Raw genomic sequence first — 13939 nt, forward strand, 5'->3', positions numbered from 1 at the left:
TAATGAGAGTTCTATGCTAAGAAAAAATCCAAGTGGCGATATGCCGCGCGTGTCTGAAACGGCATTTATTGATCCAACCGCCATCATCTGTGGCAAAGTTATCATCGAAGATAATGTGTTCATTGGGCCTTATGCGGTGATCCGTGCTGATGAGGTTAATGAGCAAGGTGAGATGGAGGCGATCCATATCAAGCGCGATACCAACATCCAAGACGGCGTGGTGATTCACTCCAAAGCGGGTGCTGCTGTCACGATTGGTGAACGTTCATAGATCGCACATCGCTCCATCATCCATGGCCCTTGTGAGGTCTGCCATGATGTTTTTATCGGCTTTAACTCCGTGGTGTTCAACGCGGTTATTGGCGAAGGGTGTGTCATTCGTCACAATAGTGTGGTCGATGGATTAGATCTGCCTGAGCGTTTCCACGTGCCTCCGATGACCAATATTGGGGCAGGGTTTGATTTGGCATCTATCTCGAAAGTGCCACCCGAGTTTTCTGCTTTTTCAGAATCGGTGGTTTCTGCCAACCATACACTGGTACAAGGGTACCGGAGAATCGCCAATGAGCTCTAAAGGCCAATCTGTTGCTCAGGTGCCAACGAATATCATCACGGGTTTTCTCGGGGTGGGTAAAACATCCGCTATTTTGCATCTACTCAAAAGCAAGCCCAGCGATCAGCGCTGGGCAGTGCTGGTCAACGAGTTTGGTGAGATTGGCGTAGATGGCAGCCTGCTCGATGGTCAGGGCGCTGACTCAGAGCAGGTTTTCATCCGCGAAGTACCGGGAGGGTGCATGTGCTGTGCGGCGGGTTTGCCAATGCAGATTGCACTCAACCAGCTACTCGCCAAAGCGAAGCCCGACCGCTTGTTGATTGAGCCAACTGGGCTTGGTCATCCGAAAGAGGTGCTGGCGGTGCTGAACTCTGAGTACTATCAAGAGGTGTTATCGCTGCAAAAAACCATCACGCTGGTGGATGCCCGTAACCTCGCTGATCGACGCTACACAGAGCACGATACCTTTAATCAACAGATTGCGATCGCTGATCGGGTGGTGGGAAATAAGCAGGATCTATACGCTGTGGGCGACCAGGCGCGGTTGATCGATTATATCGAAACCCATGGTCGAGCAGAGGCTGAGGTAACGTTTACGCAGTTTGGTGAGCTATCACTTGATCTACTCGTAGGCGCTACGCAGTACTCTACTAAGGAGCATGTGCATCACCATGGACACAGTAAGCCGGTTGCTTCTGAACTGCCTCTACCAGACTCTGGTGTGCTGAGCGCACGCAATGAGGGCGAAGGCTTTACCAGCATGGGCTGGCGCTTTTCGCCTGAAAAAACGTTTGATCGTCGCCAACTTGTCGCTTTACTGAAGGGCTTGAGCGTGGAGCGCATGAAAGCGGTCTTTATCACCACAGAGGGTGTCTTTGGCTACAACATGACAGCCGATGGACTGATGGAAGTTGTACTTGATGATTGCTTAGAGAGCCGCATCGAGCTGATTGCCGATAGACTCGATGAGAGCTTCGAAATGCAGTTGATGGATTGCCTTGAGGAGACGCCCTGAACATGGGGGTTCTGGTCGTGTAGTCTGGGCATTTATCAGAGCGCGAGATACACTTAGCAGCGCAAAATCGGTGTTAATTTGTAGGTTAAGGCGTGGCGGAAGATCAAGATCAGCAAAGCGAAGATGAAAAGTGGATGCGTTTAGCTTTGCAGCTGGCAGATAAGGCGGCGGCCATAGGTGAGGTACCTGTGGGGGCGGTTGTCGTTTTGGATGGAGAGGTGATTGGCCAAGGTTGGAATCAACCGATAAGCCGTCGCGACCCGACTGCCCACGCGGAGATTATCGCGTTGCGAGACGCTGCTCAGCGTATTGAAAATTACCGCTTAGTCGATGCTGATCTTTATGTGACGCTAGAGCCTTGCAGCATGTGTGCCGGAGCTTCTGTACACAGCCGCATACGGCGCTTGGTTTACGGTGCGACAGAGCCTAAAGCTGGGGTAATTGAGAGCCAGCAACAGTTCTTAGAAGAGGGTTGGCTTAACCACCGGGTTGAGCCAACCGGTGGTGTGCTCGCCGAAATTTGCAGTGACAAGTTGAGCGCGTTTTTTAAAGCACGCCGCGCAGCCCAGAAAGCGGCTAAGGCGCAGCGTAAGTTGGAAGCATCACAAAGCGGAGGGGATATCGTCTAGCTCGAGCAGTGTTGCGGGCTCTAGCTCATCCTCTTGTTCCGCTTTTGCAGCCTCCTCTCTTGCTCGGCGGATCGCTGCGATCTGCTTCTCCCACTTCAATAGCTCTATATATTTCTGGATATTGCTGACGTACTGTACCGGCTCTTGGCCACGGGCATAGCCGTGCTTAACGGTTTTAAAGTAGCGCGCCTTCGAGAGCAGCGGCAGAAATTGGCGCACATCTTTCCAGCTATCTGGGTTTTTGTCAGCACGTTGAGCTAAAACACGCGCATCTTCAAGATGACCAAAGCCCACATTGTATCCCGCTAAGGCAAACCACGTGCGATCAGGTTCTGGGATTCGCTCGGGGATCTTCGCTTTCACAATTGTCAGGTACTTCGCACCGCCCATGATGCTTTGGATCGGGTCAGTACGATCAGTGACGCCCACCTCTTTTGCCGCAGCACGGGTCAACATCATGATCCCTTTTACTCCAGTGGGTGAAACCGCATCCGCTTTCCAGTGGGACTCTTGATATGCCACGGAGGCAAGCAGTTGCCAATCGATATCAGTTTCTTGCTCTGCCATATAAAAGTACTGCTCAAGCTTGGGTAAGCGTGTTTCCATATCGCGGCGAAACGTGACCGTATCGAAGTAGTTGAGGGGGTTACGGCGCTCAAAGTACTTCTTTTTGAGCTGTGTAATGAGCGTTTTGGTTTCTGGCAGTTGCAAAAACTTATTCACAGCCCGACGGATGGAGCCATCTTGATTTGGCGATAATACCCAAGCCATAGGTTGTGCTTGGCCGATCGTGAACGCTTTTTTCAGGCCCGGATAAAATGAGCTTTGGGATTCAAAAATCGTGGAGTCGACAATGGCGTAGTCGACGTTTTTATTGAAGACCTGATCGAGAATATCGGTACTGGTAAGCTCGTCGGTCTCGTGCCAAGCCAGTTCAGGGTAATCGCTCTCTTTTAGGGCGTGTAGTTGCTCTGACTGAATCGAATCGGCCAATATCAATAGCTCTTTGCCCACTAAATCAGCGGTGGTCTTAGGTGCTTTCTTGCCGCGGGTTTCCCGATAGATCACTGTTGATGTACTCATTGAGTAGGGTACAGAGAACTGATAAAGGTCACTGCGTGTCTCGGAAATATTGATACCTGCTGCGGCAAGGTGCGCATCACGAAGTTTGACCGCCTCAAATAAGCCTGTGATGGTATCTGGAACCAGTAGCTCTAGCTCTACGTCGATATGCTCAGCAAAGGCCTGCGCCAGTTCATACTCGAACCCGGCGGGTTGTCCTTTGTCGATAAAGTAGGAGCTTGGCGTATTTCGTGTGGCAACCCGCAGCTGGCCATTCTTTTGAATCGCTTCAAGCTGAGTCATGGAGTTAAAGGAGACGAGCGCAGGCAAAGCTAACACCACCATAAAGGTGAGTAGGTGTAGAACGTCTGTTTTTCGGCGAAGGTCAAATAACATAAGGCGGTTTCTGGTACTTATATGCCAGTTTCAGGTAAACTAGCGGCTTAATTTTCCAGTCTGTTTTGGCTCATTTAAGAGGCTTGATATCAACATGCTAGTAATGCGTGGAGCACCCGCTCTTTCTGCCTTCCGACACGATAAACTGTTAGCTGCTTTACAAAGCGAAATCCCTGAGATTACATCAGTTTATGGTGAATTCTACCACTTCGCCGACCTCAACGAGGCATTAACCGAGGCGGAGCACAACGTGCTATCCACCATTTTGGTTTACGGGCCAAAAGCAGAAGTCCAAGACCCTACCGGCTTGTTACAGCTGGTGGTTCCTCGTCCTGGCACCATCTCACCTTGGTCAAGCAAGGCTACCGATATTGCCAGAAATTGCGGCTTGAGCAAAATCAATCGTCTGGAACGCGGCATCGCGTATTACGTGGACGCTAGTGTAGAGTTGACGGGTGAACAGCAGGTGAAAGCTGCTCACATCTTGCATGACCGCATGGTTGAAGCGGTGCTGCCAGAGATCGGAGCTGCCGAGCAGCTGTTCCGCGAAGATGCCCCAGCGCCAATGACCTCTGTGGATATCCTAGCCGGTGGCCGCAGCGCACTTGAAGCCGCTAACACTGAGCTTGGTCTTGCCCTAGCGGAAGATGAGATCGACTATCTGGTTGACGCGTTCCAAGGCTTGGGCCGCAACCCGAACGATGTCGAGCTAATGATGTTTGCACAGGCAAACTCTGAGCACTGCCGCCATAAAATCTTCAATGCCTCTTGGGATATCGACGGCGAAGCGCAGGCTAAATCTCTGTTTGCGATGATTCGCAATACCAACGAGGTGGGCGGCGAGAACATTCTTTCAGCGTACTCCGATAACGCCGCAGTGATGAACGGCACGACAGCAGGCCGCTTCTTCCCGAAACCAGACAGCAAAGAGTACAGCTACAATCAGGAAGAGATTGCCATCCTGATGAAGGTTGAAACTCACAACCACCCTACAGCGATTGCACCACATCCGGGTGCCGCGACAGGGTCTGGTGGTGAGATCCGTGATGAGGGCGCAACAGGTAAAGGCTCGAAACCAAAAGCGGGTTTAACAGGCTTTACCGTCTCTGATCTAAATATCCCGGGCTTCGAACAGCCGTGGGAGAGCCAATACGGCAAGCCATCACGTATCGTGAGTGCTCTTGATATTATGCTTGAAGGCCCGATCGGTGGCGCGGCATTTAACAATGAGTTTGGCCGTCCGGCCCTTAACGGCTACTTCCGTACGTTTGAGCAGCAAGTTAATGGCGCTGCGGGCGAAGAGGTGCGTGGTTATCACAAGCCGATTATGATCGCCGGTGGTTTCGGTAATATTCGTACCGAGCATGTCGATAAAGGCGAAATTGCCGTGGGTGCCAAGCTGATCTGCTTAGGTGGACCTGCGATGCAGATCGGCCTAGGTGGCGGTGCTGCCTCCTCAATGTCTTCTGGTTCTTCATCTGAAGATCTGGATTTCGCATCCGTGCAGCGTGATAACCCTGAGCTTGAGCGTCGTTGTCAGGAAGTGATCGATCAGTGCTGGCAGCTAGGTGATGAAAACCCTATCGCGTTTATCCACGATGTGGGCGCGGGTGGTTTATCGAATGCTTTCCCTGAGTTGGTGAAAGATGGCGGCCGTGGCGGCAACTTTGAGCTGCGTAATGTCAACAATGATGAACCGGGTATGAGCCCGCTGGCGATCTGGTGTAACGAAGCGCAAGAGCGCTACGTGTTAGCCGTTGAGCCGCAAGATCTAGCGCGCTTTGAAGCCATTTGTGCACGTGAGCGTTGCCCTTACGCGGTTGTAGGTGAAGCTACACAAGAGAAGCACCTCACGCTGAGCGACAACCATTTCGAGAACAACCCCGTTGATCTGCCGATGAGCGTGCTGTTTGGTAAGCCACCAAAAATGCATCGCTCGGTTGAGCGTAAGGCTTATGAAGTAGCTGCATTTGACGCGACCCAGATCGATCTAAAAGATGCCGCTGAGCGCGTTATGAAACTGCCAGCGGTGGCGTCTAAATCGTTCTTGATCACCATTGGCGACCGTTCCATCACCGGTATGGTAGCTCGCGACCAGATGGTTGGACCGTGGCAGGTACCTGTGGCGGATTGCGCAGTAACTACCGCTGCCTTCGATACTAATGCAGGTGAAGCGATGGCGATGGGTGAGCGTACACCGCTGGCGCTGGTTGATTCACCAGCCTCTGGCCGTATGGCCATCGCTGAAACGGTGACAAACCTAGCTGGCACGCGCATCAACGATATTATCGACATCAAATTGTCAGCCAACTGGATGTGTGCAGCAGGGCACCCGGGCGAAGATGAAAAACTCTACGACACGGTGAAAGCGGTGGGTATGGAGTTTTGTCCGCAACTGGGTATTACGATTCCAGTGGGTAAAGACTCGATGTCAATGCGTACGGTATGGAACGATGAGGGCGAGGATAAATCGGTTACAGCACCGATGTCGCTGATCATTACAGGTTTTGCACCGGTTACCGATGTACGTAAAACACTGACGCCTGAGCTAAAAACTGACCAAGGCCAAACTGACCTGCTGTTGTTGGATTTGGGTAATGGCCAAAACCGCTTGGGCTTGTCTGCACTTGCACAGGTTTATAACGAAGTGGGTCAGCAAGTTCCTGATGCTGACCAGCCAGAGCAGTTGGTTGCATTCTTCCAAGCGATTCAAGAGCTGAATGAGCAAGGGTTGCTGTTGGCTTACCATGACCGTTCTGACGGTGGTCTGTTTGCAACGGTAGCTGAGATGGCGTTTGCGGGCCACACAGGTATCGATATCAAACTGGATATGCTGGCAGCGGATAAGACTGAGCTTGCTGCGGCGATGTTTGCAGAGGAGCTTGGAGCGGTTGTCCAGATTAAACGTGAGCACTTAGAAACGGTACTTACTGAGCTCAATGCAGCGGGTCTTGGCGATATCGTTAAAGTGATCGGTGCTTTGAACGAAGATGATCAGATCAACTTCCACTTCGATGAAGAGGAAGTATACAGCGAAGCGCGTGTTCAACTGCAACGCTGGTGGGCTGAAACGTCTTACCGTGTTCAAGCGATGCGTGATAACTCCGAATGTGCACAACAGGAGTTTGACCGTTTGTTAGATAAAGCAGATCCAGGCTTGAGTGCAAACTTGAGCTTTGATGTGAACGAAGATGTGGCTGCTCCTTTCATCAACACGGGTGTGCGTCCGACCATCGCTATCGTGCGCGAGCAGGGTGTGAACGGCCATGTTGAAATGGGCGCTGCGTTTGATCGTGCAGGTTTCGCTGCGGTTGACGTTCACATGAGCGATATCTTGGCAGGCCGTGTGACGTTAGATCAGTTCAAAGGCTTAGTAGCCTGTGGTGGCTTCTCGTACGGTGACGTACTTGGCGCCGGTGAAGGTTGGGCGAAGTCTATCCTCTTCAACAGCGTAGCACGTGACCAGTTTGAGGCCTTCTTCAAGCGCGGCGACAGTTTTGCACTGGGTGTTTGTAATGGTTGTCAGATGTTATCGAACCTGCATGAGCTGATCCCGGGCGCCGAAGCATGGCCGCACTTTGTGCGTAACCAGTCTGAGCAGTTTGAAGCGCGTGTTGCGATGGTTGAAGTGCAGCAGAGCAATTCGATCTTCCTATCGGGTATGGCAGGTTCACAAATGCCTATCGCTATTGCTCACGGTGAAGGTCGTGCAGAGTTTAAAGATGAAACGCATCTGGCAAACTTGCAAGGCTCAGGCCAAGTAGCGCTGCGCTATGTGGATAACTATGGTCAAGTCACCGAGACATATCCGGCTAACCCGAATGGCTCGCCGATGGGTATCTCTGGTGTAACCACCAATGATGGTCGCGTGACAATCATGATGCCGCACCCAGAGCGTGTATTCCGTGCAGCGACTAACAGCTGGGCGCCTTCTGAGTGGTCAGAAGATGGTGCTTGGATGCGCATGTTCCGTAACGCTCGCGTCTTTGTTGGTTAAACGTAGACCAACGAAAAACGGCAGCTTCGGCTGCCGTTTTTGTTTGTCTTTAAAAAGATCGATCGTTAGTCTGCGCGTTATGCATACTCATCCATGCACGAGAGCAGAAATAGCTCCTTGAGTAGCTCCTGCTGATTCACATTGCTATCGGAAAAATCACTCGGGCACAGCAGCCCGTCTGCAATCATCTCCTTGACAGTACGCCCCCGCCATTGAATAACGGGAATTTTCCGCTCCTTATGGACGACTTGAAGGTAAGGGTCAGGCCGTTCTAGCCATGCATCAATTTGATAACACATAGTTTCGCTCTCCTTATTGTTAAGGTGAGAGTATCAAATTGAGATTCATTCGTAAATGATAATAATTATCATTTATTATTTTTGTTCGACTCTACCCGCCAAGACCACGAGAATCGCGATAGGCAAACCTAGCAGAGCCACGCCTAGGAAGAAGGGTTGATAGCCAAAGCTATCAACAAACCCGCCAGAGAAACCGCCGATAAATTTCGGAAATAGCAACATAACCGAGCTAAACAGCGCATACTGAGTAGCTGAATATTGAATGTTGGTTAGGCTTGAGAGATACGCTACGAAGGCTGCCGTTGCAATCCCTCCGGCTAAGTTATCCAGCGAGATAACTAAGGTGAGCGCACGGGTGTCAGGGCCTAATGATGCAAGCCAAGCAAATAAGCCGTTTGTGGCCGCTACGAGTAATGCGCCGATAAAGAGCACGCGTATCACGCCCATCCGGTTCACTAGCACGCCACCCAGCGCTGCGCCAATAATCGTCATAATGACGCCGTAGATCTTAATAATCTGCGCGATATCCTGCTTTTGAAATCCCATGTCCACATAGAAGACGTTTGCGATAATCCCCAAGATCACATCTGAGATACGGTAGGTACCGATCAGCGCTAGGATGATGAGTGCTTGTTTCCCATAGCGTTTAATGAAATCGGCAAAAGGGCAGATCACCGCGATATAGGCCCAGCCCACAAAACGAGCAATAGGCACAGGCAGATGAGCATACTGTTGACTGGCAGCCACGATATGTTGGCGCTGGGCTTCTAAACTGCCATCTTTTGTTGGCGCAGGAGGTTCGGCAACAATGAGTGTGGTGATCAAACCAATGGACATCAAAGCCGCCATTGCGAGATAGGCATAGCGCCAAGCGGTTAAGTCATAGCTGCTCGAGTCGACGCTGAACCATGCCGCTAACGCCAGCGCTCCGGCTCCTGCTACGATCATCGCTAGACGATACCCAGCCATATAGGTCGCTGCCATCGCCGCTTGCAAGCGCTCGCCACTGGATTCGATACGGTACGCATCGATCACGATATCTTGTGTCGCTGAGCTAAATGCCACGATAACGGCGAGCAACGCCATCGTTTGCAAGCCGTCGTTGGGATCGGCCATGCCGAGCCCTGCGAGACTGGCAATCAGTGCAACTTGTGAAAATGCTAGCCAACTGCGCCGCCGCCCTAGCAAGGGGGTGAGTATGGGTAATGCCAATTGATCAATGAGCGGTGCCCAGATCCACTTGAAGCCGTACGCTAACCCAACCCAAGAAAAGTAGGTGATCAGGCTGCGTTCCACCCCCGCCTCTCGTAGCCAAAACGAGAGTGTGCCAAATACCAACAAGAGCGGAAGCCCTGAAGAGAAACCAAAAAAGAGCAGAGTGATGGCGCGTGGGTGCAGATAAACTTTAAGAGCATCGATCCAGCTCTCGGGTGTTTGGGTTGTGGTTGGCATAACTCGCCTCTTCCATGGGTAGATCGCTATTCTGTCTGTCTCGCTGGCGGTTGTAAATCTGATCTGTCGTGGTGTTGTTTTTCGTCATGCTCAATGGGCGGCTTTCCGGTATTATTAGCGCCATTCGAAATGACAGGAGCATGGCGTGCATATTCATATCTTGGGTATCTGTGGAACATTTATGGGGTCGCTGGCGATCTTAGCCCGTGAGCTGGGTTATCGTGTGACGGGTTCAGATGCGAACGTATACCCACCCATGAGCACGCAGTTGGAGGCCCATGGTATTGAGCTGTCGGAGGGCTATCTACCGGAGCACTTAGATCCTGAGCCGGATCTGGTTATCGTGGGCAATGCGATGTCCCGTGGTAATCCAGCCGTGGAATATGTGTTAGATAAGGGGATTAGATATATCTCTGGTCCGCAGTGGCTTAACGAACATGTCCTGCAAGAGCGTTGGGTGCTGGCGGTGGCGGGAACGCATGGTAAAACCACCACGGCATCGATGCTCGCATGGGTGCTTGAACATGCGGGTATGGAACCTGGCTATCTGATTGGTGGCGTGCCCCAGAACTTTTCAGTATCGGCGCGTTTGGGAGGCTCGCCCTTCTTTGTTATCGAAGCAGACGAATACGATACGGCCTTTTTCGATAAACGCTCCAAATTTGTTCATTACCTGCCTCGTACCTTTGTTATCAATAACCTTGAGTACGACCATGCGGATATCTTCCCCGATTTGGCCGCGATTCAACGCCAGTTTCATCACGGTATCCGCCTGGTGCCAAGCAATGGCCAAGTCATTGTACCGGCGCATGATAGCGCTGTTGCTGATGTGTTAGAGCAGGGTGTTTGGGCACCTGTCGTAAGGGCATCGTTAGAAGCTGAGCAAGGCGATTGGTATACCGAGTTAAGCCAGCCTGATGGCAGCCGCTTCCGCATCTACCATGACGGTGAACTGCAGGGTGAAGTGAACTGGCCGCTTACCGGCCAACACAACGTGGCGAACGGTTTGATGGCGGTGATCGCTGCTCGTAATGTGGGCGTACAACCCCACCATGCTATCGAGGCGTTGTGTTGTTTCGGTGGCGTAAAGCGGCGCATGGAAAAACTGGCAGATATCAATGGGGTTAATGTGTACGACGACTTTGCGCATCACCCCACGGCGATCGAAACAACTCTGCAAGGTTTGCGTAAGCGCGTGGGCGATGAGCGCATCATTGCGGTGATCGAACCCCGTTCTAACACCATGCGCTTAGGTTCACACCAAGCCAAACTCGCTGCCAGCGCGGCCGATGCTGATACAACGCTGTGGTACCAGCCCGCTGGGCTAGATTGGTCTTTGGAACAGGTGGTTGAAGGTCAAGACAATATGCAGGTTTACAACGATATTGATACGCTAATTGCAAGGATAGCTGAGTTAACAGCTGCGCCATCCCATGTGGTGATTATGAGTAACGGCGGTTTCGGCGGCATCCATTCACGCCTTATTGAGGCCCTAGGAGGTGAGCATGGATAACTATGCTGACCGCGTAACCTTAGCGATTACGGGGGCTTCTGGGGTGCAATATGCCTTGCGCCTCATGCAGTGTTTGGTAGCAGCAAATGTACAGATATTGGTGATGGTATCCCGTGCTGCTCATGTGGTGGCCGCAACAGAAACGGATGTTGAGTTACCTACCCGCAGTGCCGAGTTAGAGCAACACTTGAGCCAGCTTTACGGCGCACAACAGGGGCAAATCCGGGTCTTTGCGAAAGAGCAATGGATGGCGCCGGTGGCCTCTGGCTCTGGTGCGCCAAGCCGTATGGTGGTGTGCCCCTGCAGTACAGGTTCACTGTCAGCGATTGCAACGGGTGCGAGTAACAACCTTATTGAACGGGCGGCCGATGTTGCGTTAAAAGAGCGTCGCCAACTGATTTTAGTACCCCGCGAGGCACCGTACTCTGAAATTCATCTTGAGCATATGCTCAAGCTAACGCGTATGGGCGCCGTGATTTTGCCGGCTAGCCCAGGCTTTTATCATCGCCCCGAATCCGTTGAAGATATGGTCGACTTCATCGTGGCGCGTATCTTATCGCAGCTCGGTATCGACCAAACGTTATTGCCTCCTTGGGGGCAGAACCTTATTGATGACACACAGTCTTAATCATCGCTCTATAGATTAGATTTTAGGATTGCTCCCTTATGGCAAAAATTTTAGCGCTCGATACCTCGACGGACGCGTGTTCCGTAGCTCTTTATTTGGATGGCGAGGTGAAAGAGGATTTTCGCGTTATCCCGCGCCAACATACCCAGCAACTACTGCCGATGGTGCAAGCGATACTGGCCGACGCTGAATTGGCCATTGCTGACTTGGATGCGATCGCCTTTGGCCGCGGGCCGGGTTCCTTCGCGGGGATCCGTATCGCGACAGGCGTAGCGCAGGGGTTGGCCTTCGCGGCTGAGCTACCGTTAGTACCGGTTTCGACATTAGCCGCGATCGCGCTACAGCAGCATCAACAGGGGCATGAGCGGGTTATCGCGGCGCTCGACGCGCGTATGGACGAAGTGTACTGGGGAGCGTTCCGGCTTGATGCAGGTTTGCCTGTACTGGTTGATCAAGAGCGGGTTGATGCCCCAGCCAATGTTGCGCTACCGGATGAGCATGTTTGGCACGCAGCGGGCAGTGGATGGCGTTATTTAGAGGATATGAGCGCAGCTATTCAGTCCGCAGTTAACGAGCCAGACGTAGAATGCTATCCGCGAGCAGGGAGCATGGCTAGCTTGGCTGCGGCGGCATTTGAAAAGGGCGATATGGTTGCCCCTGAAGATGCCCTGCCTGTTTACCTGCGTGATGAAGTGGCTTGGAAAAAGAAGGATCAACAATAGATGGATTGGATCCAGACTGTCGTTCTGGCGTTAATTCAGGGGCTGACAGAGTTTCTGCCGATATCGAGCTCGGCACACTTGATTTTGCCTTCTCAGTTATTGGGCTGGGAAGATCAAGGTTTAGCGTTTGATGTGGGCGTACATGTCGGCTCGTTAGCGGCGGTCGTGTTTTACTTTCGCGATGACGTAGCACGTATGCTATGCGCGTTTTTTGCCTCGTTTCGTGGCCAAAAAAGTATTGATGGTAATATCGCTTGGCTCGTTATCTTCGCGACCGTTCCAGCGATGGTCTTCGGTTTCCTGATGAATGACATCATCGACCACTACGGCCGCTCAATGCTAGTGATCGCGGGGACGACCATTATCTTTGGCGCGGTGCTTTGGTGGGCGGATGCGAAACGTACCGAGGTTAAAGCGCTCAGCGCAATCACCTTTAAAGAAGCGATGCTGATTGGTGTGGCGCAAGCTATTGCTTTGATTCCCGGCACTTCTCGCTCGGGAATTACAATGTCCGCCGGGTTAATGCTGGGCTTTGATCGGCAGTCGGCTGCGCGTTTCTCGTTCTTACTCTCGATCCCTGCTATTTCAGCTGCAGGTGCTTACAAAGCATTGGAGCTAGTGCAAACTGCGACGCCCGCGCAGTGGGAGTTTGTTGCCGGTGGCGTTGTGTTGTCCGGCCTGAGTGCATTGGCCTGTATTCACCTATTTTTGAAGTGGCTCGATCAGGTGGGTATGTTGCCGTTCGTTATTTATCGCTTCGCGTTGGGTATACTGCTGCTCTGTGTCTACTTTATGGTCCCAGCCATCTAAATGAACGAACAAACACTTACGGTGCAGCCTGTCGTGGCTGCATCATCTCCTTATCATGCTCCCCATGCCCAGCGTTTAGCAGAACAGTTGCAACTCGACTGTGTCGGTGTGGTTGGTCAACTGAAGTTTTGTGAATGGCCACTTTTGTTGTACTGCACTGATGATGGTGTGCAGCTACAACAGACGGGAAAGAAAGCGCCTGGGCCTGTTTGGGCTGACTTTGTTACCGGTGCAGTGGCCCATCGGCGCAAGTTTGGCGGCGGTAGTGGCCAGATGATTGCTAAAGCGGTGGGAGTTAAAAGTGGTGTGCGTCCCACAATACTCGATGCAACCGCAGGGCTCGGTAAAGATAGTTTTGTGCTCGCAACACTCGGCTGCGACGTGACGATGGTGGAACGCTCCCCCATTGTGCATACGCTGTTAGCGGATGGTTTATATCGTGCGCAGCAGGAAAGCGAAATTACTGATATTGTCCAAAGGCTATCGTTACTGCACGGCAATGCGGCGCAGCTTATGGCTCAACAGCAGGCTACACAGACGGCTGTCGTATATCTTGACCCTATGTTTCCTCACTCGGACAAAAGCGCTCAAGTGAAAAAAGAGATGCGTTTATTCCGAGATGTGGTAGGTGCCGATGACGATGCTAGCCAGCTTCTCGATGCAGCCCTTGAGTTTGCGAAAGCCCGGGTTGTCGTCAAACGACCACGTAAGGCGCCAACTATTGAGCATGAGACTCAACCGACCTATCAGGTCGAGGGCAAGTCGAGCCGTTACGACATCTACACACTCGCCGCACTTGAGAAGGTGCTCTGATTCGTTTCTATCCTCCTGCTAGCACGATGTGCTAATGTAGGCTCGCTCAA

General features: G+C 52.1%; 13 protein-coding genes. 10 read left to right on the plus strand and 3 right to left on the minus strand.

What is annotated here, in order from left to right; all coding sequences use genetic code 11:
- Positions 1 to 13 precede the first annotated feature (13 nt).
- The 4 genes from EOE65_RS18235 to tadA all read left to right on the plus strand — a co-directional run bounded on the left by EOE65_RS18235 (position 14) and on the right by tadA (position 2197).
- Positions 14 to 271: an LbetaH domain-containing protein gene (locus EOE65_RS18235; protein ID WP_240656984.1), complete on the plus strand. Its 258-nt coding sequence runs from the start codon at positions 14 to 16 to the stop codon at positions 269 to 271.
- Between the two features lie 69 nt (positions 272 to 340).
- Complete coding sequence (locus EOE65_RS18240; protein WP_240656985.1) at positions 341 to 574, plus strand: LbetaH domain-containing protein; 234 nt, start codon at positions 341 to 343, stop codon at positions 572 to 574.
- Positions 564 to 1568 carry a CobW family GTP-binding protein gene (locus EOE65_RS12140; RefSeq protein ID WP_127694581.1) on the plus strand — a complete coding sequence of 335 codons (1005 nt, stop codon included), beginning with the start codon at positions 564 to 566 and terminating at the stop codon, positions 1566 to 1568. The genes EOE65_RS18240 and EOE65_RS12140 overlap by 11 nt, the downstream gene beginning before the upstream one ends.
- A gap of 92 nt (positions 1569 to 1660) precedes the next feature.
- Positions 1661 to 2197, plus strand: a complete 537-nt coding sequence (gene tadA, locus EOE65_RS12145) for a tRNA adenosine(34) deaminase TadA (protein ID WP_276317521.1) — start codon at positions 1661 to 1663, stop codon at positions 2195 to 2197.
- Here the strand turns inward: tadA and mltF are convergent.
- On the minus strand, positions 2171 to 3655 hold the full coding sequence (gene mltF / locus EOE65_RS12150; protein WP_127694582.1) for a membrane-bound lytic murein transglycosylase MltF: 1485 nt from the start codon (positions 3653 to 3655) through the stop codon (positions 2171 to 2173). The two genes, tadA and mltF, sit on opposite strands and share 27 nt — an antisense overlap.
- 94 nt (positions 3656 to 3749) lie before the next feature.
- On the opposite strand from mltF, the gene purL reads away from it, so the two are divergent.
- Complete coding sequence (gene purL / locus EOE65_RS12155) at positions 3750 to 7652, plus strand: phosphoribosylformylglycinamidine synthase (protein ID WP_127694583.1); 3903 nt, start codon at positions 3750 to 3752, stop codon at positions 7650 to 7652.
- 77 nt (positions 7653 to 7729) lie between these two features.
- On the opposite strand, the gene EOE65_RS12160 is transcribed toward purL, so the two are convergent.
- Both EOE65_RS12160 and EOE65_RS12165 read right to left on the minus strand, forming a co-directional pair.
- Positions 7730 to 7951, minus strand: coding sequence for a hypothetical protein (locus EOE65_RS12160; protein WP_127694584.1), 222 nt, complete (start codon positions 7949 to 7951; stop codon positions 7730 to 7732).
- A 75-nt stretch (positions 7952 to 8026) separates the two neighbouring features.
- Positions 8027 to 9403 (minus strand): AmpG family muropeptide MFS transporter, encoded by a 1377-nt coding sequence (locus tag EOE65_RS12165; protein WP_127694585.1) that lies wholly within the window; start codon positions 9401 to 9403, stop codon positions 8027 to 8029.
- A 145-nt stretch (positions 9404 to 9548) separates the two neighbouring features.
- Between EOE65_RS12165 and mpl the strand changes: the two genes are divergently transcribed.
- From mpl to EOE65_RS12190, 5 genes are read left to right on the plus strand one after another with little or no spacing between them, the layout of a single operon-like run.
- Positions 9549 to 10916 (plus strand): UDP-N-acetylmuramate:L-alanyl-gamma-D-glutamyl-meso-diaminopimelate ligase, encoded by a 1368-nt coding sequence (gene mpl / locus EOE65_RS12170; protein WP_127694586.1) that lies wholly within the window; start codon positions 9549 to 9551, stop codon positions 10914 to 10916.
- Complete coding sequence (locus tag EOE65_RS12175) at positions 10909 to 11544, plus strand: flavin prenyltransferase UbiX (RefSeq protein WP_127694587.1); 636 nt, start codon at positions 10909 to 10911, stop codon at positions 11542 to 11544. Before mpl ends, EOE65_RS12175 begins: the two co-directional genes overlap by 8 nt.
- A 38-nt stretch (positions 11545 to 11582) precedes the next feature.
- Entirely contained in the window at positions 11583 to 12266 is a 684-nt protein-coding gene (tsaB, locus tag EOE65_RS12180) for a tRNA (adenosine(37)-N6)-threonylcarbamoyltransferase complex dimerization subunit type 1 TsaB (RefSeq protein WP_127694588.1), read from the plus strand.
- Positions 12267 to 13076 (plus strand): undecaprenyl-diphosphate phosphatase, encoded by an 810-nt coding sequence (locus tag EOE65_RS12185; RefSeq protein WP_127694589.1) that lies wholly within the window; start codon positions 12267 to 12269, stop codon positions 13074 to 13076.
- Positions 13077 to 13889: a class I SAM-dependent methyltransferase gene (locus EOE65_RS12190; protein WP_127694590.1), complete on the plus strand. Its 813-nt coding sequence runs from the start codon at positions 13077 to 13079 to the stop codon at positions 13887 to 13889.
- The last annotated feature ends 50 nt before the right edge of the window (positions 13890 to 13939 follow it).

Source organism: Neptunomonas marina (assembly GCF_004005935.1).
Lineage (GTDB): Bacteria > Pseudomonadota > Gammaproteobacteria > Pseudomonadales > Balneatricaceae > Neptunomonas > Neptunomonas marina.